At 44.9% G+C, this 24,353-nt stretch carries 25 protein-coding genes; 5 read left to right on the top strand and 20 right to left on the bottom strand.

Annotated elements, in window-relative coordinates; genetic code table 11:
• The first annotated feature begins 58 nt into the window (after positions 1–58).
• Entirely contained in the window at positions 59–1,126 is a 1,068-nt protein-coding gene (locus MKY44_RS07575; protein WP_341006623.1) for a hypothetical protein, read from the top strand.
• A gap of 139 nt (positions 1,127–1,265) precedes the next feature.
• On the opposite strand, the gene MKY44_RS07570 is transcribed toward MKY44_RS07575, so the two are convergent.
• From MKY44_RS07570 to MKY44_RS07535, 8 genes are all read right to left on the bottom strand, one after another.
• A complete protein-coding gene (locus MKY44_RS07570) occupies positions 1,266–1,574 on the bottom strand; it encodes a hypothetical protein (RefSeq protein ID WP_341006622.1) in 309 nt (102 codons plus the stop codon).
• A gap of 188 nt (positions 1,575–1,762) precedes the next feature.
• Positions 1,763–2,332, bottom strand: coding sequence for a manganese catalase family protein (locus tag MKY44_RS07565; RefSeq protein WP_091014606.1), 570 nt, complete (start codon positions 2,330–2,332; stop codon positions 1,763–1,765).
• A 93-nt stretch (positions 2,333–2,425) separates the two neighbouring features.
• On the bottom strand, positions 2,426–2,701 hold the full coding sequence (locus MKY44_RS07560; RefSeq protein WP_091014607.1) for a spore coat protein CotJB: 276 nt from the start codon (positions 2,699–2,701) through the stop codon (positions 2,426–2,428).
• Complete coding sequence (locus MKY44_RS07555; RefSeq protein ID WP_341006621.1) at positions 2,691–2,930, bottom strand: spore coat associated protein CotJA; 240 nt, start codon at positions 2,928–2,930, stop codon at positions 2,691–2,693. Before MKY44_RS07555 ends, MKY44_RS07560 begins: the two co-directional genes overlap by 11 nt.
• 182 nt (positions 2,931–3,112) lie before the next feature.
• Complete coding sequence (locus MKY44_RS07550) at positions 3,113–4,465, bottom strand: hemolysin family protein (protein WP_341006620.1); 1,353 nt, start codon at positions 4,463–4,465, stop codon at positions 3,113–3,115.
• Between the two features lie 46 nt (positions 4,466–4,511).
• Positions 4,512–5,648: a radical SAM/CxCxxxxC motif protein YfkAB gene (gene yfkAB, locus MKY44_RS07545; RefSeq protein WP_091032604.1), complete on the bottom strand. Its 1,137-nt coding sequence runs from the start codon at positions 5,646–5,648 to the stop codon at positions 4,512–4,514.
• A gap of 220 nt (positions 5,649–5,868) precedes the next feature.
• Complete coding sequence (locus MKY44_RS07540; RefSeq protein ID WP_341006619.1) at positions 5,869–6,990, bottom strand: HD-GYP domain-containing protein; 1,122 nt, start codon at positions 6,988–6,990, stop codon at positions 5,869–5,871.
• Between the two features lie 73 nt (positions 6,991–7,063).
• On the bottom strand, positions 7,064–8,494 hold the full coding sequence (locus MKY44_RS07535) for a bifunctional metallophosphatase/5'-nucleotidase (RefSeq protein ID WP_341006618.1): 1,431 nt from the start codon (positions 8,492–8,494) through the stop codon (positions 7,064–7,066).
• A gap of 120 nt (positions 8,495–8,614) precedes the next feature.
• Here MKY44_RS07535 and MKY44_RS07530 point away from each other — a divergent pair, with 120 nt between their 5' ends.
• Together MKY44_RS07530 and MKY44_RS07525 are read left to right on the top strand one after the other, a co-directional pair.
• The gene (locus tag MKY44_RS07530; RefSeq protein ID WP_036609923.1) at positions 8,615–9,361 is read left to right on the top strand and encodes a molybdenum cofactor biosynthesis protein; all 747 of its coding nucleotides are present in this window, start codon (positions 8,615–8,617) and stop codon (positions 9,359–9,361) included.
• A 123-nt stretch (positions 9,362–9,484) separates the two neighbouring features.
• Positions 9,485–10,534, top strand: a complete 1,050-nt coding sequence (locus MKY44_RS07525; RefSeq protein WP_091014614.1) for an HD-GYP domain-containing protein — start codon at positions 9,485–9,487, stop codon at positions 10,532–10,534.
• 131 nt (positions 10,535–10,665) lie between these two features.
• On the opposite strand, the gene MKY44_RS07520 is transcribed toward MKY44_RS07525, so the two are convergent.
• From MKY44_RS07520 to MKY44_RS07475, 10 genes are all read right to left on the bottom strand, one after another.
• Entirely contained in the window at positions 10,666–10,806 is a 141-nt protein-coding gene (locus tag MKY44_RS07520) for a hypothetical protein (RefSeq protein ID WP_017689533.1), read from the bottom strand.
• A gap of 149 nt (positions 10,807–10,955) precedes the next feature.
• Complete coding sequence (locus MKY44_RS07515; RefSeq protein WP_341006617.1) at positions 10,956–11,675, bottom strand: M23 family metallopeptidase; 720 nt, start codon at positions 11,673–11,675, stop codon at positions 10,956–10,958.
• Positions 11,676–11,884: 209 nt separating this feature from the next.
• The gene (locus MKY44_RS07510) at positions 11,885–13,234 is read right to left on the bottom strand and encodes a jacalin-like lectin (protein ID WP_341006616.1); all 1,350 of its coding nucleotides are present in this window, start codon (positions 13,232–13,234) and stop codon (positions 11,885–11,887) included.
• Positions 13,235–13,535: 301 nt separating this feature from the next.
• Complete coding sequence (gene sufB / locus MKY44_RS07505; RefSeq protein ID WP_036669904.1) at positions 13,536–14,933, bottom strand: Fe-S cluster assembly protein SufB; 1,398 nt, start codon at positions 14,931–14,933, stop codon at positions 13,536–13,538.
• Between the two features lie 20 nt (positions 14,934–14,953).
• Positions 14,954–15,385 carry a Fe-S cluster assembly sulfur transfer protein SufU gene (gene sufU, locus MKY44_RS07500; RefSeq protein ID WP_017689537.1) on the bottom strand — a complete coding sequence of 144 codons (432 nt, stop codon included), beginning with the start codon at positions 15,383–15,385 and terminating at the stop codon, positions 14,954–14,956.
• Positions 15,375–16,595, bottom strand: a complete 1,221-nt coding sequence (locus tag MKY44_RS07495; RefSeq protein WP_047842300.1) for a cysteine desulfurase — start codon at positions 16,593–16,595, stop codon at positions 15,375–15,377. The genes sufU and MKY44_RS07495 overlap by 11 nt, the downstream gene beginning before the upstream one ends.
• Positions 16,592–17,896 (bottom strand): Fe-S cluster assembly protein SufD, encoded by a 1,305-nt coding sequence (sufD, locus tag MKY44_RS07490; protein WP_341006615.1) that lies wholly within the window; start codon positions 17,894–17,896, stop codon positions 16,592–16,594. The genes MKY44_RS07495 and sufD overlap by 4 nt, the downstream gene beginning before the upstream one ends.
• A gap of 25 nt (positions 17,897–17,921) precedes the next feature.
• Positions 17,922–18,704 carry a Fe-S cluster assembly ATPase SufC gene (gene sufC, locus MKY44_RS07485; protein ID WP_127544331.1) on the bottom strand — a complete coding sequence of 261 codons (783 nt, stop codon included), beginning with the start codon at positions 18,702–18,704 and terminating at the stop codon, positions 17,922–17,924.
• 379 nt (positions 18,705–19,083) lie between these two features.
• The gene (locus MKY44_RS07480) at positions 19,084–19,659 is read right to left on the bottom strand and encodes a DUF1802 family protein (RefSeq protein ID WP_341006614.1); all 576 of its coding nucleotides are present in this window, start codon (positions 19,657–19,659) and stop codon (positions 19,084–19,086) included.
• 125 nt (positions 19,660–19,784) lie between these two features.
• A complete protein-coding gene (locus tag MKY44_RS07475; protein WP_017689542.1) occupies positions 19,785–20,246 on the bottom strand; it encodes a Dps family protein in 462 nt (153 codons plus the stop codon).
• 296 nt (positions 20,247–20,542) lie between these two features.
• Here MKY44_RS07475 and mtnK point away from each other — a divergent pair, with 296 nt between their 5' ends.
• Both mtnK and mtnA read left to right on the top strand, forming a co-directional pair.
• Positions 20,543–21,760: an S-methyl-5-thioribose kinase gene (gene mtnK, locus MKY44_RS07470; protein ID WP_341006613.1), complete on the top strand. Its 1,218-nt coding sequence runs from the start codon at positions 20,543–20,545 to the stop codon at positions 21,758–21,760.
• Positions 21,761–21,783: 23 nt separating this feature from the next.
• A complete protein-coding gene (gene mtnA, locus MKY44_RS07465; RefSeq protein ID WP_341006612.1) occupies positions 21,784–22,857 on the top strand; it encodes an S-methyl-5-thioribose-1-phosphate isomerase in 1,074 nt (357 codons plus the stop codon).
• A 108-nt stretch (positions 22,858–22,965) separates the two neighbouring features.
• On the opposite strand, the gene MKY44_RS07460 is transcribed toward mtnA, so the two are convergent.
• Positions 22,966–23,268, bottom strand: coding sequence for a YunC family protein (locus MKY44_RS07460; RefSeq protein WP_017689545.1), 303 nt, complete (start codon positions 23,266–23,268; stop codon positions 22,966–22,968).
• A gap of 222 nt (positions 23,269–23,490) precedes the next feature.
• The gene (locus MKY44_RS07455) at positions 23,491–24,096 is read right to left on the bottom strand and encodes a hypothetical protein (protein WP_341006611.1); all 606 of its coding nucleotides are present in this window, start codon (positions 24,094–24,096) and stop codon (positions 23,491–23,493) included.
• Positions 24,097–24,353: the final 257 nt, after the last annotated feature.

Raw genomic sequence — 24,353 nt, 5'->3', positions numbered from 1 at the left:
AGAAATTGCTTTGGTAATTATTCAACACACATTCCATTTAAGAGAGGGAGTTTTTAGATTGAAGATAAGAAAATCGCTAACTTCTTTATTATCCTTAGCTTTGTTATTAACTCCATTAAATCTTGTATTCGCAGATGGTAATATGGACACGATCACCATGAACAATGATCTTAAAAAAAGGATCGAAGTCAACATCGATTCATCAATCACGGGAAATGACCGAGAAGTAATTGCTGACGTGATGGCCCGGCTTGACGAAGAGGATCGAGGAAATGTCATCTATGTCGCAGAAGACGGTGCCATTTACTCTAACAAGACGGAACTCAAAGAGACGACAGAATTATATGATCTGGTTGAGAACAACATCTATCAAAGTGCATCCGGAAAAGAACTTGTCGGTCCTGGAGTACCCACGAATGATTTTTCAGCATCTGTCATTAAAGATGACACACAAATTTCGCCCACTGCCGAAGTGCCTAATCCAATCGGAGGTACCGGTCCTTATCGAAGAGTTTTCTCAAATAACGGATACAACTGGTTAAGTACGTATGTAACCATTCCAGGTGCCCCATACGTAAAAGGTAACGTTTCTACGGACACTCCTTATGTATATTTGGGAGGTTGGGGTTCCAACGGTAATGGAATAGATGCAGGTTTACAATACAGCACAGCGTTTGATAATTGGTCCCCCACAACGTTGGCAAATGGACTCATGGTGCCTGCTCCTAACAATACGCGCTATCGTTCAAATCAGGACATTTATATGAAATTTTATGTGACTAATCCCAATGAATGTACGTTGGCTGTATCAGGCATTACAACGAGTGGTGAACAATTGACAACAACTATTGTACGAGGTGGAATCAGCGGCTGGGATAAAAGCGGCACTGGCATGAGAGTAAAAAGAATGACCACAATCGCCCAAAAAATCGAGGACATGACCACAGGATCAAGCATTAAAAATGTGCGCTGGCACAATATCACTGTAGGATACTATTCAGGAAGCAATCTTATATATAACAGCTGGGGTAGTGGACAGACCGGAGGATATCACTCTGTGCCTTCCGATAAAGTAAGTGTTAATTATATAGGCCCAGGCGAAGAAACCGTCAGCATTCAACTGTAGTATTTATTAAATTGAAAAAGATGCTCTAAATGAAAGTAGCAGTTCCAAGATTATTCAATCTTGAGAACTGCTACTTTTTAAATTTTATAAAAACGTTGTTATAAGAACCTAAATACTAAGTTTAATCTACCATTTCTGATTATCTGTAAACGGTCCCTTCGTATCTTGCAGCAACAATTCCATCCACCGTATGATAATTAACCAACACTAAGGTGCCTACATAACCGTCTGGCGTAACATAATCCGTAAGATATTTCGGTACGCCAAAACCTACAGGGTAATAATGCACTACAGAAAAAAATTTACTTTCAAGCATAGGAGATACTACGTCTGATACATTTGTACTGGTATTTGGTTGACCTTTTGCCGCAGACACGCCTCCACTTGAAATGGAAGTGGTCAGAATAAAGGAACATGCAGTCAACATAAGAACTTTACTAAGTCTCAAAATGATCATCTCCTAAATAGAGTTTTTAACTACAATTTCATTGTATAGTATGCGAGTACATTTCACAACAATATTTGTAAATTATATAATTATATGTAATTTTAAAATGAATTATTTAGTAATACTATCTTTTCATACAAAAAAGCAGCCCTACTGGACTGCTGAACTTCTGCCTCGATATCAAATATTCAGAAAATTTTCTTCGTATCCCGATCGTCTTTCAGAATCTCCACGGCTTCGCGGAATCTTAGAGAATGCACAATCTCCCGTTCCCGCAGAAACTTCAGACTATCTTGCAAATCCACGTCATCGGTCAGATCGATTAACCATTGATATGTAGCTCTGGCTTTCTCTTCTGCTGCAATATCCTCATACAGATCCGCGATTGGATCTCCCTTCGAAGCAATGTATGCTGCAGTAAAAGGTACACCTGAGGAATTCGTGTAAAATAAGGCAGAATCGCGCTGAGCATAGTTCGGCCCAAGTCCTGCTTCTTCCAATTGCTCCACTGACGCGTCCTTTGTCAACTTGTAGATCATGGTAGCAATCATTTCCAAGTGAGCAAACTCTTCTGTGCCGATATCATTTAATAGTCCGATAATTTTATCCGGAATTGTATACCGCTGGTTCAGGTACCGCAGAGCTGCCGCCAGCTCACCATCCGCTCCTCCATATTGTTCAGCCAGCAATTTTGCCATATGAGGATCACATTTGCTAACGCGAACAGGATACTGTAATTTTTTCTCATACACCCACATGCAGAGCCCTCCTTTTTGAATCAAATCGAAATTGCTGACATATTCCCCGAGTCCCCGGCGCTACAATGTTGCAGGGAAACCCGAGGCGTTATTTCACACTTGCCATGGCCACGGTGTCTGTGACCACTCCCATGGATATTTGGAGAATGCATGACCAAAGTTCATCAGCGGTCCGTACAATTGTTGAAATTCATGTGCAACTCTCATGCGCTCCTGACTGAATTTGTTGTACTGTTCAATACTCTGAAAATCACCCGGATGGGTGTCCAGATACAGGTTCAGCTCAACTAATACAAAGTCCAGTGCCTGGAGCTCCTCTAACAGCTCATAATACCTTGCATCACAGGCTTTGGGCACTTCAGGCTCCATCCGATTCCACCTTCCTCCCTTTCGATCTCTCTGGTGTATAAGGGCTGTATAATGCAGGCCACAACGTTCCGATTCTTAAGGCTTCCGCCGGGCTGTACTGCGGCCAGCCCATAGGCTGAAATGGAATAAATAATTGTGGAGGAACCAGATACGTTCGAATCTCTACAGGCGGACAAGGATCAAACGGCCCGACAAACGGGACGTAAGCACGAAGCTGCGGATCTTTCACAGAACAACTCTCCTTTCTCAATCTTTACATGCATCCAACATACATTTCAAACGATTGCTTCCCGTCTCTATTATCCATATGTTTCAGGTCGGCAAGTTAATCCCCTTTTAGCTGACACATCAAAAAAACCTCTGAAAGTCCACCACAAAGGCGGTACTTTCAGAGGTCTGTTTGAGGTTTGTTTATTGTGTTGACTGATCTTCCGAATTCATGTCTTGAGGGACAGATTGCTTGTACACTCGAACACGGGTAATTCGCAAGCGAGTCGATTCTTCCACTTCAAAAACGTACCCATTCAGCTCCTGCGTTTTCCCCTTGGTCGGATTGCCCCCAAGCTCTTTAAACAGCCATCCGCCAATGGTATCCACTTCTTCATCCTCAATGATGGCTCCGGTCCACTTATGAACTTCTTCAATAAGCGAACGACCATCAATGGAAAATGAATCTCCACTGCGTTCCATATGCGGACGCTCATCCTCAAACTCGTCATACAAGTCTCCAACGATCTCTTCCAAAATTTCTTCCGCGGTCAGCAATCCAGCTGTGCCGCCATATTCATCCACAACCAGTGTCATTTGAGAATGTTTCTTCTGCATGAGACGCAGCACATGGCTGATTTCCATGGATTCAGGAACGTTTAAGATTGGACGGACGAGGGAAGCCAGATCATGTTGTTGCTCCGGTTTAGCCAGCAACAAATCGGTGATGTGTATAAATCCAATGATCTCATCCTTGTCTTCTACTGCTACGGGATACCGGGAATGTTTGGTTGCATTAATGATCTCCAGGTTCTCTTCCAAAGACATATGCGTGTACAGACAATCCATGTCTGTACGTGGCAGCATCACTTCACGTGCCAGCATATCGGAGAAATCAAAGATGTTGTCCATCAGTTTGATCTCATCTTTATCGATGACACCACTTTTGGCACTCTGCTTCATCAGAATTCGAAGTTCATCTTCCGAGTGAGCTTCTCCTTCACTGGCAGGTTCGATACCCGCCAGACGCAGTAATGCATTAGCCGATACATTCAGTACCCAGATGAACGGGAAGAAGATTTTGTAGAACAACAGCAAGGGCGCAGATAAAAACAATGCCACTCCGTCTGTTTTTTGAATTGCTAACGATTTAGGTGCAAGCTCACCTAGCACAATATGCAGAAACGTAATGATACAAAAACCGATAATGACCGACACGGTCGAAATAAGCCCTGTATCTCCTACACCGAGCTTAAACATGAGAGGCTCAACGAGCAATTCAGAGATGGCTGGTTCTCCCAGCCACCCGAGTCCAAGCGATGTCAATGTAATCCCGAACTGAGTTGCCGATAGATAGGAATCCAGTTTACTATTCACCTTCAGTGCATAACCAGCCATACGATTTCCTTCACTCTGCAATTGAGTTAAGCGTGTCTGCCTTACTTTCACAAGGGAAAATTCCGCTGCGACAAATACGCCATTCAAAAATACGAGCAAAAAGACACAGACCAGATTAAATACCAGCTGCCCAAGATGAAATTCGGTATGAATATCCAAGTTGAAACTCCCCTTTTCTATCTATTTCAGGAATACACCTGGAATATCAACGTGTGATTGCCTTTCTTGATTTGAAATCTACACCTTTGTAGTACATATCTGCCACCAGCAGGTTTGGTCCGCAACAGGATGCAATATCGCAATGGCAATTGACCGTTTGATTCAACGGATGTTCAGCTGACCATTCATGGAACACATCATCCAGTTTACGATCACGAATGTTGCCAAACGCCGGGATATCCGCAAAATCCGTCACATACACATTACCCGTGAACATGTTGACGTTAACGCGGTTGCGTCCGTCCGGATCATTACGTACCGTCACATTTGGTTCGCTGTATAATCGGTTGATCAATTCCCGATCCTGCTCTGCTGCACTGCACGCGAAGAATGGCAGAGTACCGAAGAGCATCCACATATCTTTATCACGCACATCAAGCAAACGATGAATCGCTGCTCTCATATGGTCCAGTGATAAAACAGGCAACGAGGAAGCAAAGTTCGAATTATACATCGGATGCACTTCATGACGAACACAGCCCATCTCACGAATCAATTGATGAATACCATCCAGCTTGTCGTGTGTACGGAAGTTAATCATCGACTCCGCAGAGATAAACATGCCTGCTTCACTCAGTTTGCGGGAATTTTCAATCATTTTCTCATACATCTTCACCGCGACTTCACGTTTCACAGGTCTGCCACTATTCGCAAATCCAACTTGATGGAAATCGTCAGCATTCAGGTAGTTGAATGAGATATGCATAACGTCCAGATAAGGTAAAAGTTGCTCATACCGGCTGATATCCAACGTTAAATTCGAATTGATCTGGGAACGAATTCCACGTTCCTTGGCATATTTGAGCAGCGGGATAATCATCTCATCCACTGTTTTCTGGCTAAAGCTTGGCTCGCCACCTGTCAGACTAATCGTCTGCAGATGCTCCACTTCGTCCAATCGTTTCAGCATCAGAGGGAGCGGAAGAGCCGGCGCTTCACGCATCGTAAGCATATCTCCCACGGCACAATGCTCACACCTCATATTGCACAGATGTGTCACGGTCATTTCTACACTGGTCAGCACATGGCGTCCATATGTACGCAGAGAGCCGATCGGATCCCACGGATCATTCGTCGGAGATAAAGGCATCGGTTGTACCGATCCTGAGTTTAGCATGGTCATTGTTCTTCACCTTATTCCTTTTATTAACCTAAAAAGTTTTATTTACATCATACCTTGTGTTTCTCTTTTTGGAGTTATCTTTTATCATAGCACAATTTTGAATGCTCCGGCATACGTAGACCCTGTCCATTACATGACAAAAAACACTCAGGTAACTCCGGGCCGAATCACGAAACGGCCCCGATATTACGACATGAGCGCTAATCATTTCTAAGCTTGTTCAGCTTTCCAACCGTTCACTTTGGGCAGATGAAGGTGTATCCTCCACACCCTCTACACCTGTGATCATCACAGACAATGCTGTAGACAGGTTAATTTCGTAAGGCGAAGATAAGGTCTGGCCATCGGCATCCTTGAGCACCCGGATAAGTGGACGTTGAGGAACACGTGGATGAATCGCTGCAACTACCCCAACCTCTCCCGTACTGAGCGTGACCGATAGACCCACGGGGTAGATCGCTACACAATCCCTGAATCTCTCCAGCATTCGTTGTTCATAAAGCGTTCCTGAGCCCGTATACAGCACCTCTACGGCCTGATGTGGCAGCAAGGCTTGCTTGTAGACTCGATTCGTTGTCATGGCATCATACGAATCAGCAAGCGCAATCCACTTGGCATACTCATGAATCTCTTTATCCTTCAGCCCAAAGGGATATCCGCTGCCATCAATTCGCTCATGGTGCTGCAATGCACAATGTGCAGATAGAAGCGGTATACCTGGTTCGTCTTTGAGAATACGATGTCCATATGTAGTGTGCTGCTGAATGATTTTAAATTCCTCGTCACTTAATCTGGAAGGCTTATGCAGAATTTCTGGTGCAATCTGTGTCTTGCCAATATCATGCAATAAGGCACCCAGACCAATCTCCATTAATTGCTGGCGTGTGTAACCCGAAGCGACACCAAGAACCAGTGTATACACACATACATTCAGCGAATGATTATACAGGTCAAAATCACTGGAGTTCATGTCCATCAGCATAATCATGGCTTCCTTTTGGCTGCCGATGTCCTCCAGAATGGTATTCATCACACCACTAAGCGCTTTACCGAAATGAGGAATCCGATTCTTCGTTTTCATTCCCGACATGCTCTGAAATTGCTGCTTGATCTCTACCAGTGCCTTCCTTCGGGTCTCTTCCTGCAACATATCTGGAACAATGATATCCTCGGTCGCAGCATCTTTGATATACACATAACCGACCCCGAGATCCTTGAGACGCCCAATCAGTCGGCTCGTCAGCTCTACATCCTCACTAAGTAATACAAGGCCTTCTTCACTATAAATACGTTTCCCCAGCTTCATGCCAGGCTGCAATAAGTTTATATGTACTAAACGCACAGCCTATCCTCTCCCGCTCCGTAGATGTAATTACCACTAGCCGCCGCTTCAGCAGAAGGCAAGTACTTTAAATTTAGCTTTGATGCCAGCGGGCTCGCAGGCTGTCGTCCAGAGCCCCTGGTCGTTTTATTTCCGTTTCCAGCAAATCGCGTATGAATTCCGGAAGATGATAGAGCGTACGGGTTCCATGAGCAAGAGGAGGATACCCCACATTAAACGTAAACATGTCCAGTGTCCCAACAATATACTCACATTGTTCGTCCATAGGCTCCCCATTGATGGATATGGCCTGGATCTTCTCATAGGCTGGCGCATCTGGATTGTATTGAACTTCCATTCCGTCCATACATAACGTGCCTAGAATATGACCACGAAAACCAAATCCCACAATGGGCTTACCTGAAAACTCGTCCAACAAGGACTGCTCAAGTGCTTCACGAATATGACTTCCACTCAAGCATATTGTACAAGCATTTATAGGAGATGGACATAGGGAATGCAACATTCCTTTTGTAATATTACCTTGTGGAAGATCTCCGAGAAGCTGACCTGCATTCACCAGAGACAGCTGTGCCCCCGTGAAATGACGAACAGCTTGTGCAAGCAAGGTAGCAAACGGGGATTCCCGGTCATACGCGATGGGCAGCACCCGATCCGTTATCACTGCCGTCTGATTGAGTGTCCTTTCAGCCTCCGTACGATTCGTAGCGATTGCCAGCGCGACCTGATCATCCAGTAATATACTCTTGGCAGCCACACAACCGCTACTTACCAGTTGGAGAGGTTCTCCCACACTGGTTCGTTCCAGAACCACTTTCCCAAGCCATTGGCCAAATTTTCCAGCTGCACCCAGCACGGTCTGACCAATGACTAAGGGTTCTTCGAGAACATGATGGGTATGTCCACCGAGAATAACATCAATTCCCGTAATCTGCTCTGCCAGTCTCCGATCTGTAGAAAGCCCCAGATGTGAAAGAATAACCACCACATCCACTTCATCACGTAATGCTTCCACTTGAGCTCTTAATGACTCCACAGGGTCCAGAACATCCCACCCGAGCAATTCGTAAAACGTGGTAAAAGGGGCCGTTGCCCCCAGCAGACCAACGCGAAATGGACCTTTCTCCACAATCAGAGAAGGTTTCATCCACACTGGTACAAGTCCAGTATCTTGCTCCACAACATTGCTGCACACCACAGGACACAGAAGTCCAGCGTAGGACTGTGAGAGCTGATCTGGCGTAAAGGTTAGTCCTTCATTGTTACCGATTGTAATGGCATCGTAGCCCGTCAGGTTAATAACATCAACATTAGCCGTACCCAGTGTTCCCTCTGTTTCAACGGCCATCCGGTCCATATGATCGCCGATATCCAATACAAGGAAGTTGCCACCTTGGTCACGTTCCTCATTGATCATAGCGGCGATGGTGCTCATGGAGCCGAAGTGGCTATGAATGTCGTTGGTGTGCAGAATCGTTAACGTTTGCTTCTCCCTGGTGCTCATCACACCGCCTCCCCTGCTCTTCAATAAACGTTCATTCTTCTAATGGATAAGCATAACATTTTCCGCGTCGTTATGATATATTTATAGGGTTTAGAGATCAAAAAGAGGTGAGTCATATCTATGAAATTGACAATTCAACTATTTGCAGGCATTGCAGAACGTTTAAATACATCCCTTCTGGAGTTTGAGTACATTGGAGACATTCCAACCGCTGCCGATTTAAAAGAAAAACTAAGTCTGGCCTACCCAGAGGCAGCTTCTCAGATAAGGACATCCTTTTTGGCAGTTAACCAGCAGTACGCTCCTGCCGATACTATACTTAGCTCAGAAGATGAACTTGCGTTGATCCCTCCCGTCTCTGGAGGTGATGGTACGGATATATCCGATGAACAGCTTCGCTCTACCGTTCCAGAGCATCGGACTGAAGATGGCTTATTTCTAATTACAGAATCCACCTTGTCCGTGGAAGCAACAACGGCACTAGTGATTACCCCGAATCACGGGGCAGCTCTTACTTTTGTAGGTACGACTCGTGAAATGACCGGTGAACAGCGCACCGTTCATCTTGAATACGAGGCCTATGTGCCGATGGCTCTTTCTCAGATGGCAGCCATTGGTGTGGAAATCTCCGATCGCTGGCCTGGTGTGTTATGTGCAATCAGTCACCGAATTGGCAAAGTGGATGTGGCAGAGATTAGTGTAGTCATTGCCGTTTCCTCGCCTCATCGCAACGACTGTTATGATGCAAGCCGTTACGCCATAGAGAGACTCAAACAGACCGTTCCGATCTGGAAAAAGGAAATTTGGGAAGATGGATCTGAATGGAAGGGACATCAATTAGGACCATGGAACCCCATGGAGAACTAAATAATGAGCCTTTACACCTTTTAGATAGAGTGGGTTAATAGTAAATAAGTCGTTGTCAACCCATTTTTTTCTTGTTATTATAATTATATGTGTCGATATTAGTCGAGAAAAGGTGGTTTATACGTGAGAGTGCATGTTACTGATCTTAAACCGGGTGACCTGTTAAAAAATGATGTATACAACAGTTCGGGTCTCCACATGCTGATGAAAGGTTCCACCCTCAGTGAAGATGACCTATCCAAACTGTTGCAACATGGAATCGAGTACGCAGATGTAGAACACACAACATCCGACCTACACTCTGATGCACAAACCTTACCTTCCGATCAATCCCGTCTGTTAACTAACTTGTTTAACGATACGATCAAAGGTACTGAATCTCTATTTCAACAAGCAATGGAGAAGGGTTTTATTGATGAGACACAGGTTGATGAGATTTTGTTTACCCTAACAGAACAGTTGGAAAAACAAAAAGATGTTGTCTCCTTGCTGCTTATGCTGGACGGGGATAGCGATTATACGTACAACCATTCATTGCAAGTCGGAATGCTCGCTTTTTATATCGCCGGCTGGATGGGTTACAACCCCGAGGAATGTCTAACGGTAGCCAAAGCAGGATATCTTCATGATATCGGCAAGTCTAAGATTCCTTCTGAGATTTTACATAAACCTGGTAAATTGACCACGGAAGAATTTGACGAAATGAAGAAACACACATTCTATGGGTACGATATCATTAAAGAATCCACGCAGGATGAAATTCTGGCAATGGTTGCACTTCAGCATCATGAGCGCGAGGATGGAAGTGGTTATCCTCATGGACTGCGAGGTGACGAGATCCACCCATATGCCCGTATAACTGCTGTAGCAGACGTTTACAGCGCCATGACGACGAATCGGGTATACCAGACCAAACAGGAACTGATCTCTGTTCTGTGTGAGCTGTACAGCCTCAGCTTTGGTCAGTTAAATGCTGAAGCAACACAGGAACTGATCAAGCACATGCTGCCTAATTTTATCGGTAAAAGGGTTCTGCTCACCACGGGTCAGACAGGACTCATTGTCATGAATAATCCTGCGGATTATTTCCGCCCACTCGTTCAGACCTCTACGGCCTTTATCGATTTAGCGAAAGAAAGAGATATTGCTATCGTTGAGATTTATGTACAGTAACTGTTCATTGTACACAGCATGTATACGAAGAACCCCATAGTAACTGGAATAACCAACTCATAGGTTGGCATATGACAAAGGGAAGCCGTAATCGGCTTCCCTTTTGTCTATTCCGATTCGATCATGTTGGATTACACGCAGAATGCTTTTGTGATGATAACCAACAGAATGAACAGTACCAAGATTGCACCAGTGTTTGTGAACATATTGTATCCACCAACGCCGCCTACTCCGCCTACGTTGCCACCACAGCCATATCCTACTTCGCTCATGTGATTGCCTCCTCTTCATCAGGTATACCCTAACATATGACGTTTCCGGTGGAATGAACCGGGCGAACAGGCAACATTCGATAAATGGTTGTCTGTCTGCATCTACCTGAGTGGATCAGCCTTTTGCTACTCCTGTTCTTTGCAGGGATCTATATATCGGACTCCGAATGAACCTGGATGCCTTTTTCCTTGCGGTACATGATAACAAGCAATCTCCAAAATTCATAACTGCCTTTATCATTCATAATAAACGGTCGATAATAATCAAATGCTTGTTGCGCCCATGCGGGACAATCCATATTGGAAAGTTGCTCCTGTTGCTGAATCCATCCCCCTTGAATCTCCAGCGTTTTCTGCATGGCTTCAAACACTTTCTTCTGCTCATTGGTCATCGGCGGAGCCTCCTGTTCCTGAGATGCAGTTCCGTATTCGGCCTGTAGATACGCACCCGGTTCTGTCACACCATCTTCGCTGGCTGTATACCCGTACGATGGCGCACTTGTTTTACGAATCTCATAATGTACATGCGGACCAGTACTCTGACCCGTGCTTCCCTGATTCCCGATAAGCTGCCCTCGCTTCACATGCTGCCCAACGGTTACGGCAATCCGTGAAAGGTGAGCATAACAATGCAAGTAGCCACGATGATCTTGAAGGGCAACTGTAAGCCCGTAACCGCCGAATCCGGAGCCTGTAACTCCTTCGGAAGCAAAACATACCCTACCTTCCATAAAGGCATAGACGGGGCCATTCCAGGGCTCTGTCACGAGATCGATTCCGCGGTGAAATGTCTGTCCACCATGAATAGGATGAATTCGATAGCCGAATGAACTTGTAATCCGATATCCCTCGAAAGGGTTCACGCTCATACACTCACATCCTTTTCTATCATTAAATGCTTAAATCTATGAAATGGCTTGTGCTATTGGTCTTATTTTATTCCACAAAAATACCGCTCAGAATATCATTAGGGAAACCTTATGGTCTCTCTCCAACGTATATTCCAAGCGGCGCTGTGCTAATATGAACACTCTATGAGATGTATATATTATTATTTCAATTTAACCACTGCTCACTTCTAATTCAGAGGTCTGTATATGACGCCTAGCTGATCCAATTCCTGTCCTGCTCTTCCATAAAATCCGGCAATATACCAACCAACTGGTGCCTCAAGTTTGATTTGATCCGAGGTCTTTTGTCCGCCTTCAACTTTGTTTCCAAGATTGGTGGACAACTCCACGTAAAAGATACGTTTATCTCCATTACGTGTCCCCTGACCAATTGTAGCCTCGGTTAAGTACTCTCCGTCTGCCAGGTTCAGTGTGGCAATGTTCGATTGGCCGCCATGTGCCAGGTTCGTTCCATCCCCATATAACGTTGAAATGCCGTCTACACGATTACCCGAGTTGAGCACGACGGAGCTGGGTCTGGCATCGGGAATCTGATTCAGATCATTAAACCCAGTTCCTCCGGATCCTCCGATCGTTGAACTTAGTTGGTACTGAGAAGATGTGCTGTACACAAATTCCGCTGTAATCGGATAATGATCAGAGAGTTGCTTTCCATTTGGATCAACAAACGTTTGATTTTCTAAACGATAGCTCTGTGCATTAAGTGACAACGCTTTACTTCCGCGATACAAAATTTTGTCGACAATTTCATAGTTCGGGCCATTTAAATTGCTTGCATCCATAAGGGCGTCTCCATCAGCGGGAATACTCCCACCTCGAATCAAATCGATCCACGGATCGCTTAAACCATTCTCAGACATGAGCAACTCTATATTGTCAGCAGCACGGGTATACCGTGTATTGGTATCCCCGAATACGATAACTGCGTTCCCGTCCGAGTGCTCCTTGATGTAATTGGAGAGTTGTCTGATATTATCTCGTCTGGCCTCAAGCGATTTATCATCGCTACCTGCGTCCGCATGCAAGTTGTACACGTCCACTTTCACCTGAGGTGTGATCTCATATGTAGCTGCTGTAAATCCTTTTGGAGTCAATTCATCACTTCCATTGTCAAAAAGACCAGATCGTTTATCCCAGGTAATACGTTTCAAGTCACGGAATGGATATTTGGACAGACTGTTTAACCCACTACCAAAACCCGCAATTCCGCTTGTTGTCGTCAGATACGGCAGAGTGACTTGGGATATTAGCTCATTATGATAATTAAAATCCTCTTGCACATTAATGATGTCATAGTCATTTAATTTTGGGGAAATCTGAACGGTGTACTCCTTGGGGTTGGAACTGGATACCAGATCCGGAAGGCCACCTACATTGTAACTAAGTACCTTGAATGAACCCGATACCGATCCACCTTCTGCAGCACTCGCCGTTGATAAAAATAACGGAGAGTTCGTAAAGGCAACAACAGCAGACAATACCAAGGCCGCTCCTTTTTTAACTATACTTCTTCGCATTATATACCTCCTCATATTAGAATCTATTCAAATATATGTAATATTCGTTAGTGGAAGAATAACGCTGGTCTATTCATTTGTAAATATACAAATTGAACTAAAGAATATTTTCACTTGCCACTCCGATAACAGAACAACCTTCTGTACGCTGTTATCCCCAGATTTTTTGAATAAAAATACCCCCTAGAGAGACTTTTTAAAAAGTCTGCTCTAGAGGGTATTCGATCACATAAAACGATATCTACCGCTTAACATCAGCAGCTAGCTTCAGCTTTACGGCTTCGAAAGGCGCTGCATTGGATTAACCAATGGAGCCCTCCATCTCGAATTTGATCAATCTATTCATCTCAACGGCGTATTCCATTGGCAATTCCTTCGTGAATGGCTCAATGAAGCCCATGATAATCATCTGTGTTGCTTCTGCATCAGTCAGACCACGGCTCATCAGGTAGAAGAGTTGATCCTCAGACACTTTGGATACTGTAGCTTCATGCTCCAGCATGATGTTATCATTCATGATTTCATTGTAAGGAATTGTATCCGATGTGGACTCATTATCGAGAATGAGTGTATCACACTTGATGTTGGATTTCGCGCCCTCAGCTTGACGTCCAAAGGAAGCCAAACCACGGTACGTTACTTTACCACCATGTTTACTGATGGATTTGGATACAATCGTAGATGTTGTATCCGGAGCCAAGTGAATCATTTTCGCACCTGCATCCTGATGCTGGTTTTTACCAGCTACAGCGATGGAGAGTACGGAACCTTTAGCTCCACGGCCTTTCAGTACAACCGCTGGATATTTCATCGTCAGTTTGGAACCGATGTTACCATCGACCCATTCCATCGTTGCATTTTCTTCTGCAACCGCACGTTTCGTAACGAGGTTGTAGATGTTTGGTGCCCAGTTTTGAATCGTTGTGTAACGAACACGGGCATTTTTCTTACAGATGATCTCAACAACCGCACTGTGCAGTGAGTTCGTGCTGTAGATTGGAGCTGTACATCCCTCTACATAGTGAACGAAGCTGTCTTCGTCCGCAATGATGAGTGTACGCTCGAATTGTCCCATATTCTCGGAGTTAATCCGGAAGTAGGCTTGCAGAGGCACTTCACATTTAACGCCTTTAGGCACGTAGATGAAACTTCCTCCGGACCATACCGCACTATTCAATGCAGCAAATTTGTTATCTGCTGGTGGAATAACCGTTGCAAAATATTCACGCAGGATTTCCGGATGCTCTCTGAGAGCCGTGTCGGTATCCATGAAGATTACACCTTGGTCTTCCAATTCCTTTTGCATGTTGTGGTATACAACCTCGGATTCATACTGAGCCGATACACCTGCAAGGAACTTTTGCTCTGCTTCAGGGATACCCAATTTATCAAAGGTTTCCTTGATTTCGGAAGGAACTTCCTCCCATGTTTTACCTTGTTTCTCCGAAGCACGCACGTAATACTGAATTTCATTGAAATCCAATCCGTCTAGATCTCCGCCCCATTTCGGCATTGGCATCTTTTCGAATTGTTTCAGGGATTTCAAACGGAATTCCAACATCCATTCCGGTTCGTTCTTAATCTTGGAAATTTCGGTAACTACTTCTGCAGTCAGACCTTTACCGGTTTGAAAGATGGATTTGTGCTCATCGCGAAAACCATATTTGTACTCTTCCATTTCTGGTGCTTTTTTAGCCATCTTGCTCTACCTCCCTATCGTTATTGTACTTTGTTCTCTTCGTCAATCCCTTTGCGTAATGCATTCCAGGCCAGAGTGGCACATTTGATGCGTGCAGGGAACTTGTTCACACCGGATAGGGCTTCGAGATCTTCATAATCGTCGAAATCGACTTCTTCACCTTTCATCAGTGAGGAAAAACGGTTAGCGATATCGAGTGCCTGTTCCATCGTTTTGCCTTTGACAGCCTCCGTCATCATCGATGCAGAGGACATGCTGATGGAGCAGCCTTCACCCGTATATTTGGCTTCCTGGACGATTCCGTCTTTCAGCAAAATTTGCAGTGAAATCCGGTCGCCGCACGTTGGATTGTTCAAATTCACCGTGACAGCGTCATTATCAAATGTTCCGCGGTTACGCGGGTTTTTGTAGTGGTCCATTATAACACGTCTGTACAGATCATCAAGTTGCATCGCCAAAATACTCCTTTGTCTGGATTAAGGCGCTGACAAGCCGATCTACATCTTGTTCGTTATTGTATAGATAGAAGCTGGCACGAGCTGTTGAGCTAACTTCAAGCCAGCGCATTAGCGGTTGACAGCAATGGTGTCCGGCACGAATGGCTACGCCACTCGCATCCAGCACAGTTGCCACATCATGCGGATGAACATCCCCCAGATTAAAGGTAACAACACCCACATGCCGCTTGGCTGGGCCATAGATGGTTAACCCATCGATCTCGGCCAGTCGTTCTGTTGCATAAGCTGCCAGCACACTCTCATGATGTGCGATCTCATCCATACCAATCTGCTCCAGAAAATCAATGGCAGCTCCCAATCCTACCGCACCTGCGATAATCGGGGTTCCACCTTCGAACTTCCAGGGAAGCTCTTTCCAGTTGGATTCGTACAGACCCACATCATCAATCATTTCACCGCCGAACTCAATGGGTTCCATGGACTCCAGCAGCGCCTTTTTGCCGTAGAGTGCACCGATTCCGGTTGGTCCGCACATTTTATGACCGGATAATGCATAGAAATCACAGTCCAGATCCTGAACGTCCACCTTCATGTGAGGTGTGCTTTGTGCGCCATCAACAACGATGACAGCACCATTGCGGTGTGCAATTTCAGCAATTTGTTTCACTGGATGGATCAGACCCATAACATTGGATACATAAGCGATTGCTACAATTTTAGTATTGTTCGTAATCGTCTTCTCAACATCAGCCAATTCAATATGACCGTCAGGCTGAAGTGGAATGTATTTCAAGGTCGCACCTGTCTCCTTGGCAACCTGCTGCCAAGGAATCAGATTACTATGGTGCTCCATTTGCGTGATAACAATTTCATCGCCTTCTTTGCAATTGGCGCGGGCATATGATGAAGCCACCAGATTCAGGGCTGTCGTTGTCCCGCGAGTAAAGATAATCTCCTGTGTACTACGGGCATTGATAAACTTGGCTACCTTCTCCCGTGCGCCTTCGTAAGCGTCAGTTGCACGGCTTCCAAGGGTATGAACACCGCGATGTACGTTGGAGTTCTCATACTCATAATAATGTTTGACTGCTTCGATCACAGCATGAGGCTTCTGTGAAGTTGCAGCACTATCTAAATATACGAGCGGGTGTCCGTTAATTTCCTGGTGGAGGATCGGGAACTGCTCGCGAATGGACGGGTTCATTGTCCCAGCTTCTTCTCAATCAGGGACTGCAATTGGGTGCGCAGTGCTTCCAGAGGAATATCCGCCACCACCGGAGCCAGGAAGCCATAGATGATCAGGCGTTCGGCGTCCGTACGGTTAATTCCGCGCGACATCAAGTAATGAATCTGCTCGGCATTGACTTGACCAACAGAAGCCGCGTGACCTGCTGTTACATCATCCTCATCAATCAGAAGGATTGGGTTGGCGTCTCCACGTGCTTTAGGGCTCAGCATCAACACTTTCTCTGTCTGCTGTCCATCGGCTTTGGTAGCGCCTTTCTCAATCTTCGTGATCCCGTTGATGATTGCAGAAGCTTCTTCACGCATAACTGCACGTGTAATCATCTGACTTGGTGTATTCTTGCCGAAGTGACGAGCTTCTGTGGTGTAGTTGATTTTCTGCGAACCGGAACCTACAGCGATGACTTTGGAATCAGAACTTGATCCATTGCCTTTCAGCACGGTCATCGTGTTGCTCGCTGTGTCGCCATTGTTCATTTCGCCTACAATCCACTCGATCGAAGCATCATTCTCCAACACTGCACGACGGAATGAAACATCAGTTACATTCACACTCAGTTGATGAACCGATGCGAAACGTACTTTAGCACCGGATTTTGCGAATACTTCCACAACACCATTATGGAAAACAGGTGCGGATAATTCGCCAGATACATAGTTATCAACATAAGTTACTGAACTGTTTGCTTCTACAACTACAAGCACGTGAGGTGCAAACGTTGCAGTTGCGTCATCCGTAAGCAACACTGCTTGCAGTGGTACTTCGATTTCGACATTTTTCGGAACATACAGGAAGACCCCGCCATTCCAAAGTGCCGCATGCAATGCAGCGAGGGAATGCTCATCCGCTTTCACTGCTGTGTTCAGATATTGTTTTACCAGATCGCCATGTTCGCGAACCGCTGTAGCCAGATCCGTGAAGATAACTCCTTTTGCTGCCAGATCAGCAGACACCTTGGAGTATACCGTACCGGAATTGCGCTGGATAACCAGACTGCCTTCAGCTTGATCCTGAACCAGATCTTTGATAGAAGCAGGTACTTCTGTCAAAGAAGAAATGGCTTCACTTGTTTTATATGTTCCGTACTCGCTGACATTCCAGCGTTCGATTTTTTGTTTTTCCAGTTTAGGAAGCGCAAGCCCGCTCGCAAGCTTTAAAGCTTCAAGCCGCTGTTCGGTCAACCAGCCGGGTTCATTGTTGCTTTCCGACAAGGCGCGAAGCGCTTCAGATTCAACCGGAAGAATTGTTTGTGTAGTCATTAATTAATCCTCCTCCGTTTTGTCTTTACGCTTCTTGGCCTACAGTTTCGTCTGTAATTCCCAGCTCTGCCTTTACCCAGTCATACCCTTCCGCTTCCAAACGGTGAGCCAATTCAGGTCCGCCGGATTTCACGATACGACCTTGCATCATTACGTGAACATAGTCAGGCGTAATGTAGTTCAACAGACGTTGGTAGTGAGTGATGATGAGGAAACCGCGATCCTCGCTCTTCATAGCGTTCACACCGTCAGCCACGATTTTCAAAGCATCGATGTCCAGACCGGAGTCAATTTCATCAAGTACTACGATTTTCGGATCAAGCAGCATCATTTGCAGAATCTCGTTACGTTTTTTCTCACCACCGGAGAAACCTTCATTCAGGTAACGGTGAGCGAACTCAGGGTTCATGTCGAGTTCTTTCATTTTACCTTCCATTTGACGAATGAACTTGATCAGGGAGATCTCGTTACCTTCGCCACGACGTGCGTTAATTGCACTACGCAAGAAGTCGGAGTTTGTAACACCTGCAATTTCACTTGGGTATTGCATAGCCAGGAAGAGACCTGCACGTGCGCGCTCATCTACAGCCATATCCAATACATCTTCACCATCAAGTGTAATTTTACCTTCTGTTACTTCATATTTAGGGTGACCCATCAAGGCAGAAGCCAGAGTGGATTTACCTGTTCCGTTTGGTCCCATGATTGCGTGGATTTCTCCACCTTTCATTTCCAGGTTGATGCCTTTCAGGATTTCCTTACCTTCGATCGTCGCTTTCAGACCTTCAATGACGAAATTCGTAGCCATGTGTATTGTTTCCCTCCATTGATTAAATTGATGTTTACTGTCGAAAAAGAAAAAGCGCCTATTATATCTGAACAGGGCTTCCCCTGAATTTCTCCTGTACTCGAATCTTCAAAGCAAGAACACTTTAGAATAATTCTAAACTGATTCTCAATGATAATCAAGTCATTTCCTAAGAACCTTTGTCCCTTGCATGAAACCTTATTCTTTCTGATTCTATAGTAAAAGACAAATTGAATCAAATCAGAAAACATCTTAAGCACAAATGCACAGTGAGAAAAATCACAGCAATTCAAGCTTTTAAGTCATCTGCTGTACACTAATCTAAAAAAAGGACTCATCCATATTATGGACAAGTCCCTCCGTTAAATAACGTTACCATTTACAATTTGAGCATCTCGTTAATCTTCTGTACCTGTTCGTCAAAATCCGCAACGTCCACCACCGGCGTCATTTCGCGCGGCACCGGACCATTCGGAATAGAAATCCATGAACGGCAACCATTATATTCAGGCAGTACGGGGATTTCCATCGGTTCTTCCAAAAGGTACACACGTAAAATCAATACATGGAGCGGATCTTTCCGTTTCCATTTCAAACGTTCTTTGGAAAAATCCGCTGTCCACATATGAAAGTCAAGAAGTCGATCCAGCATCTCCTGATCTCGTATCTCCAGATCCTGCGTTACTTCGGCATATGCAGTAATACGGATTGTCGAAGCTTCGGGCACCCATTCGGCCAGTGATTCTTCAACATAGGATTGATCCGAGGACTTAATCAGTTCTTTACGCTGATGTTCATAAGTCGGATACAGATAAAACGCTGGACTTTTCAGCTCAAAATGTCGGGTTTCCTCTACAATGCCGCCTTTGCGCATCACCATAATCTGGCGACCGGTTTCCAGCGCTTTGATTGCAGAAGCCCATTCTTTTAAAGCCGGTATCGTTGGTTCTAACATAAGCGGTCCCCTCCCCCTATCGTTCTTGTCAGCAGTATAGACGCTCAGGGCGTTTCTGACAACATGATCCGGGCTCAGAAAGCTTACGTAAGAGACCATTTGTATTAGGCAAAATCTTGGCTATATTAACCCAGGAAAGAGCGAAGCATCCACATGTGTTTCTCAAGGTCAGCCTTGAAACCTGTCAGCATATCGGATGTTGGTTGATCTTCAGCTGCATCTGCAACTTCGATACCTTCCTGATATTCATTCGAAAGTGTAGCGAAGTCCTCGATCAGGTTTTGCACCATTGTTTTTGCGTCTTCTCCGCCTGCTGCTTCTTGGATAGAGGAAAGCTCCAGATACTCTTTCATTGTAGCCGCTGGGCTACCTTTCAGCGTAAGGATACGCTCTGCGATTTCATCCATTTGTACTGTAACTTCGTTGTAGAACTCTTCGAATTTCACATGCAACGTGAAGAAGTTAGGTCCTTTAACGTACCAGTGATAGTTATGGATTTTAACATACAATACGTTCAGGTTAGCTACCTGACGATTAAGTACTTGTTCCACCGATTTTGCTTGATCTGTTTTGTTTTTTGTAGCCATATTAATCCCATCCTTTATTTAAAATTAGTCTGTCATGCCATGATAAGCAGGTTGTCCCGCAATGCATAACAGAGAGTTAATAGTGTGTCACCACATGTAGTGGAGAGGCTTGTTAACGGCGTTTCTCTCAACCGTCCGGCCTATTTGTTTTTACCCTTGAACCGTAAGTTCGAATCAGGATCGACTTGACTTGTCTCAAAAAAAAGTTCAAAAACCGCGTTATTTCCGATATACTGACATATACCAAGCAAAGAAGTGGGTTTTCCTGTTTCTTCATATATATGGAGGTGGCACCTTTGTCCCAATATCGCCCGTTTACCCCCCAGGATGCAATTGAACTGGCCAAAAAATTACCGGGTCCATTTGCGGCAGATGCGAATCTGGATTGTCACGAGATCGGCGACGGCAATCTGAATTTGGTATTCCACATCACGGATCAGAACTCCGATAAAAGTATCATTATCAAACAGGCGCTTCCTTATGCGAAAGTGGTTGGAGAATCATGGCCGCTCTCTCTGGTTCGTGCCCGCATTGAACGTGAGATTCTTCAGGAAGAGTATCGTCTGTGTCCAGGGATGGTACCCGAAGTGTATCATTACGATGATGACCTCGCGTTAACGGTTATGGAAGATCTAAGTGATCATGTGATCATGCGTAAAGGCCTGATCGAAGGTGTTTCCTATCCTCTTTTTGCACAGCATATCGGGGAATTCATGGCAAGAACGCTGTTCTTCACATCCGACTTGGGCATGGATCAGCAATTGAAGAAGGAACAACAGGGCAGATTCATTAATCCGGACCAATGCAAAATAACGGAGGATCTGATCTTTGATGAACCCTACCGGATCGCTGAGAAAAATAATTATGATGTTTCCATTGAAGACGAGGCTGAAGCCCTTCGTACAGATGGAGAGCTTCACCTTGAAGTGGCCTTGCTGCGGGAAAAATTCCTGACACATGGGCAGGCACTGCTTCATGGAGATCTGCATACAGGCAGTATTTTTGTTACACCTGAATCGACCAAAGTCATCGATCCCGAATTTGCATATTACGGCCCCATGGGATTTGATGTTGGTGCAGTCCTTGCTAACCTGCTCTTGAATTACGCATCCCTGCCAGGATGGATTCAGGATGAGACTGCTTTGCGTGAGCGTGAGACGCTTTTGCTGAACATGGTTCGTGATGTATGGACTGAATTCGAATCTCGTTTCCGTGCCCTCTGGGTTAATGACCTCGTTGATCCGATGGCAAAAACACCAGGCTATCAGGATCTGTATGTGCAACAATTGTTTAGAGATTCGATCGGCTTCGCAGGTGCCAAAATGGTTCGTCGTATCGTGGGACTCGCTCACGTGGCGGACATAGATACCATTCCAAATGCGACTGAGCGTGAGCATGCTCAGCGTAAAGCATTGTCCATTGGTAAAGCATTGATCAAGAACAATCGTCGCTTGAATACCATCGGCGAAGTACTGGATATTGTATCCACAGCTGTTACTACTACTAAGGCTTAACATAAGGAACGGAGGAACCACCCATGACAACCCCTGAATATCAGCCTCTGTCCTCTCTCATCTGGAAAAAGGACAAGCTTGAAATGCTTGACCAGCGTCTGCTGCCCGAAACCATCCTCATGCTGAAATTGTACACACCCGAGGAAGTATGGGAATCCATCCACTCCATGAAAGTACGCGGTGCTCCGGCGATTGGTATTGCTGCTGCATTTGGTGTTGTATTGGGTGCCAAATCATATGACGGAACAACCGTTCAAGGTTGGTTGGACCACGTGAAATCCATATGTGCTCATCTGGCTACTTCCCGTCCAACAGCGGTCAACCTGTTCTGGGCATTGGATCGCATGATGGAAAAAGCAAATGAGGTCGTTGAGTCCGGCCTGAGTCTGGAAGAAGGCAATGCTGCTCTTGAAGTAGAAGCCCTGTTGATTCAAAAGGAAGACGAAGAAGTGTGCCGCATGATCGGCGAGAATGCACTGCCTTTGTTCGAAGATGGTATGGGTGTACTCACCCACTGTAATGCAGGCGGACTAGCTACAGCGAAGTACGGTACGGCAACTGCTCCAATGTATCTCGCACAGGAACGCGGCATCCACCTGAAAGTATTTGCAGACGAGACTCGTCCTGTACTTCAAGGTGCACGCCTGACTGCATTTGAGTTACAGCAAGCCGGCATTGACGTTACGCTGCTCTGTGATAACATGGCAGGCATGGTCATGTCCAAAGGCTGGATTCAAGCCGTTATCGTCGGAACAGATCGTGTTGCTGCGAATGGCGATGTAGCTAACAAAATCGGAACATACAGCGTGGCCGTGCTTGCCAAGGCTCACAATATTCCGTTCTATGTAGCGAGCCCATTGTCGACTATCGACTTATCTACTCCATCCGGAGATCTTATTCCGATTGAGGAACGAGCTGCGGAGGAAGTGACCGAAGGATTTGGTAAACGTACAGCACCTCAAGGTGTTAAAGTATACAATCCAGCATTTGACGTAACGCCTAACGAATATGTAACAGCTATTATCACGGAAAAAGGCGTTGTTCGCGCACCTTTCCAAGAAAATCTGGCTGCCTTGTTCGCGAAGGAAGAAGCTTAATTTAATAGAAAGCGTTCATGTGTATAGAGGTGGGAGCTACGATGTGCCAGGCTCTGTATTACGGCGTTAAATAAGGGCTTCCCATATAGGGAGCCCTTTTGTTAGTGCTTAGATCATTTTCAACAAAGCCTCTACACCCGTCATGCCAACCGTAATGCCCATGGCCTCGGCTTCTGTTGTCACCGACTCCATAGGTGCATGCAGCAACTGCTCCAGTGTACGCACACCAACCGCCCGAGCCGCAATAATTTTGCGATCCCCGAGCTTCTCATTAAGTAATCCCACGTCGAGTGCTCCGCACATGATATAACCTTTGGATGTGTTAATGGTCAACAACGTTGTTTTGGGCAGCTTGACTTCTACCCCAACCAATACATGCTCTCCAACTACAATGGGCTCCATCGTCACCATAATTTCCCGATCCACCTCCTCTTCCACAGGTCACGATAATTGTATGCCTCATTCTGGATTGTCGTGTGGACACCTGCCGTGTTTGAGAAAATGTAGGTACTTACAGTTCAAATATATTGTTGCTAATTCTCTTCGCAGACTTAGATATTAGAAATATGCTTAGTTGGAATATAAAAAGCCACCTCAGAAATGAGGCAGCTCTTCCACTGACTTAACCTATACTTACATAGAATCCATGACTTTATCGATGTCGAAGTCCAGAGTGTTATCGCTGTAGATTACTCGATTAATTAAAAAGTTTCCAAAGATAGAGAGGGAAAGACTAATGTGTGTTTTTTTCTTATCTACTATCCAATAGCATTGGTAGCTTATCTTTCCAGCAGCTAGATCTTTCTCTTCGCCATCATACATAGTGACACGCTTGCCGCTTCGATCAAGAATGTCTCTGTTGTTAATAGATCTGTCATATGTATCAAATAGATCTCGCTTTAAACTGAAATATTCACCTATCAAGTGCATTGTAGTTCCATTAGTATTGTTTGGGTCAAATACATACATTGCACGGACTAATTTGTTTTTGTAGAACAAGTAATACAGATTCGCATTCTTCCTAAATCCTTTTGTTTTATAAACTACGTAGGTAAAATCTTTACTCTTTACTGTTTCCAATATCTTTGATTTTTCTTTCTTTTTAACCTGATTGACTGTCATGCCCCAATTGACATTTTTAAAATCGTACTTAGTAGCTGCTGTTGCAGGTGCGGGTGCATATGTAGTTGTAACGACAAACAATAATAAAGCTAAAAACGATAAAACCAACTTCTTCATACGTAGACCTCGTTTCCTAAATTATGGAATGATTATACCATGCCAAAAGAAGTGGGTCTATGGGATTAGATGTAAGGTAAATATTCATATAATACGTTGAATAACCGATAATGATATTAATCGGGAAGGAGGGAAATATGAACTCGATTTATAAAGTATCTTTTTTTATAACTGTACTTGGTACTGATTATGTTGTCGTTTATACTTTTCACAGATATTAGAATTCCACTTGAAGGTACAGGTAGGTTTTATACAAA

The sequence above is a fragment of the Paenibacillus sp. FSL R7-0026 genome, from assembly GCF_038004485.1.
Taxonomy (GTDB): domain Bacteria; phylum Bacillota; class Bacilli; order Paenibacillales; family Paenibacillaceae; genus Paenibacillus; species Paenibacillus xylanexedens_A.
Note: the sequence above shows the minus strand (reverse complement) of the source record. Positions and strands in the feature narration are given on the sequence as shown.

Coding starts and splice junctions, on each gene's coding strand:
- MKY44_RS07565 (WP_091014606.1), bottom strand. CDS start 2,332: ATGTGGGTGTATGAGAAAAAATTACAGTATCCTGTTCGCGTTAGCAAA.
- MKY44_RS07560 (WP_091014607.1), bottom strand. CDS start 2,701: ATGGAGCCTGAAGTGCCCAAAGCCTGTGATGCAAGGTATTATGAGCTG.
- yfkAB (WP_091032604.1), bottom strand. CDS start 5,648: ATGACCATGCTAAACTCAGGATCGGTACAACCGATGCCTTTATCTCCG.
- MKY44_RS07535 (WP_341006618.1), bottom strand. CDS start 8,494: ATGAGCACCAGGGAGAAGCAAACGTTAACGATTCTGCACACCAACGAC.
- MKY44_RS07530 (WP_036609923.1), top strand. CDS start 8,615: ATGAAATTGACAATTCAACTATTTGCAGGCATTGCAGAACGTTTAAAT.
- MKY44_RS07520 (WP_017689533.1), bottom strand. CDS start 10,806: ATGAGCGAAGTAGGATATGGCTGTGGTGGCAACGTAGGCGGAGTAGGC.
- MKY44_RS07515 (WP_341006617.1), bottom strand. CDS start 11,675: ATGAGCGTGAACCCTTTCGAGGGATATCGGATTACAAGTTCATTCGGC.
- MKY44_RS07510 (WP_341006616.1), bottom strand. CDS start 13,234: ATGCGAAGAAGTATAGTTAAAAAAGGAGCGGCCTTGGTATTGTCTGCT.
- sufB (WP_036669904.1), bottom strand. CDS start 14,933: ATGGCTAAAAAAGCACCAGAAATGGAAGAGTACAAATATGGTTTTCGC.
- sufU (WP_017689537.1), bottom strand. CDS start 15,385: ATGCAACTTGATGATCTGTACAGACGTGTTATAATGGACCACTACAAA.
- MKY44_RS07495 (WP_047842300.1), bottom strand. CDS start 16,595: ATGAACCCGTCCATTCGCGAGCAGTTCCCGATCCTCCACCAGGAAATT.
- sufD (WP_341006615.1), bottom strand. CDS start 17,896: ATGACTACACAAACAATTCTTCCGGTTGAATCTGAAGCGCTTCGCGCC.
- sufC (WP_127544331.1), bottom strand. CDS start 18,704: ATGGCTACGAATTTCGTCATTGAAGGTCTGAAAGCGACGATCGAAGGT.
- MKY44_RS07480 (WP_341006614.1), bottom strand. CDS start 19,659: ATGTTAGAACCAACGATACCGGCTTTAAAAGAATGGGCTTCTGCAATC.
- MKY44_RS07475 (WP_017689542.1), bottom strand. CDS start 20,246: ATGGCTACAAAAAACAAAACAGATCAAGCAAAATCGGTGGAACAAGTA.
- mtnA (WP_341006612.1), top strand. CDS start 21,784: ATGACAACCCCTGAATATCAGCCTCTGTCCTCTCTCATCTGGAAAAAG.
- MKY44_RS07460 (WP_017689545.1), bottom strand. CDS start 23,268: ATGGTGACGATGGAGCCCATTGTAGTTGGAGAGCATGTATTGGTTGGG.
- MKY44_RS07455 (WP_341006611.1), bottom strand. CDS start 24,096: ATGAAGAAGTTGGTTTTATCGTTTTTAGCTTTATTATTGTTTGTCGTT.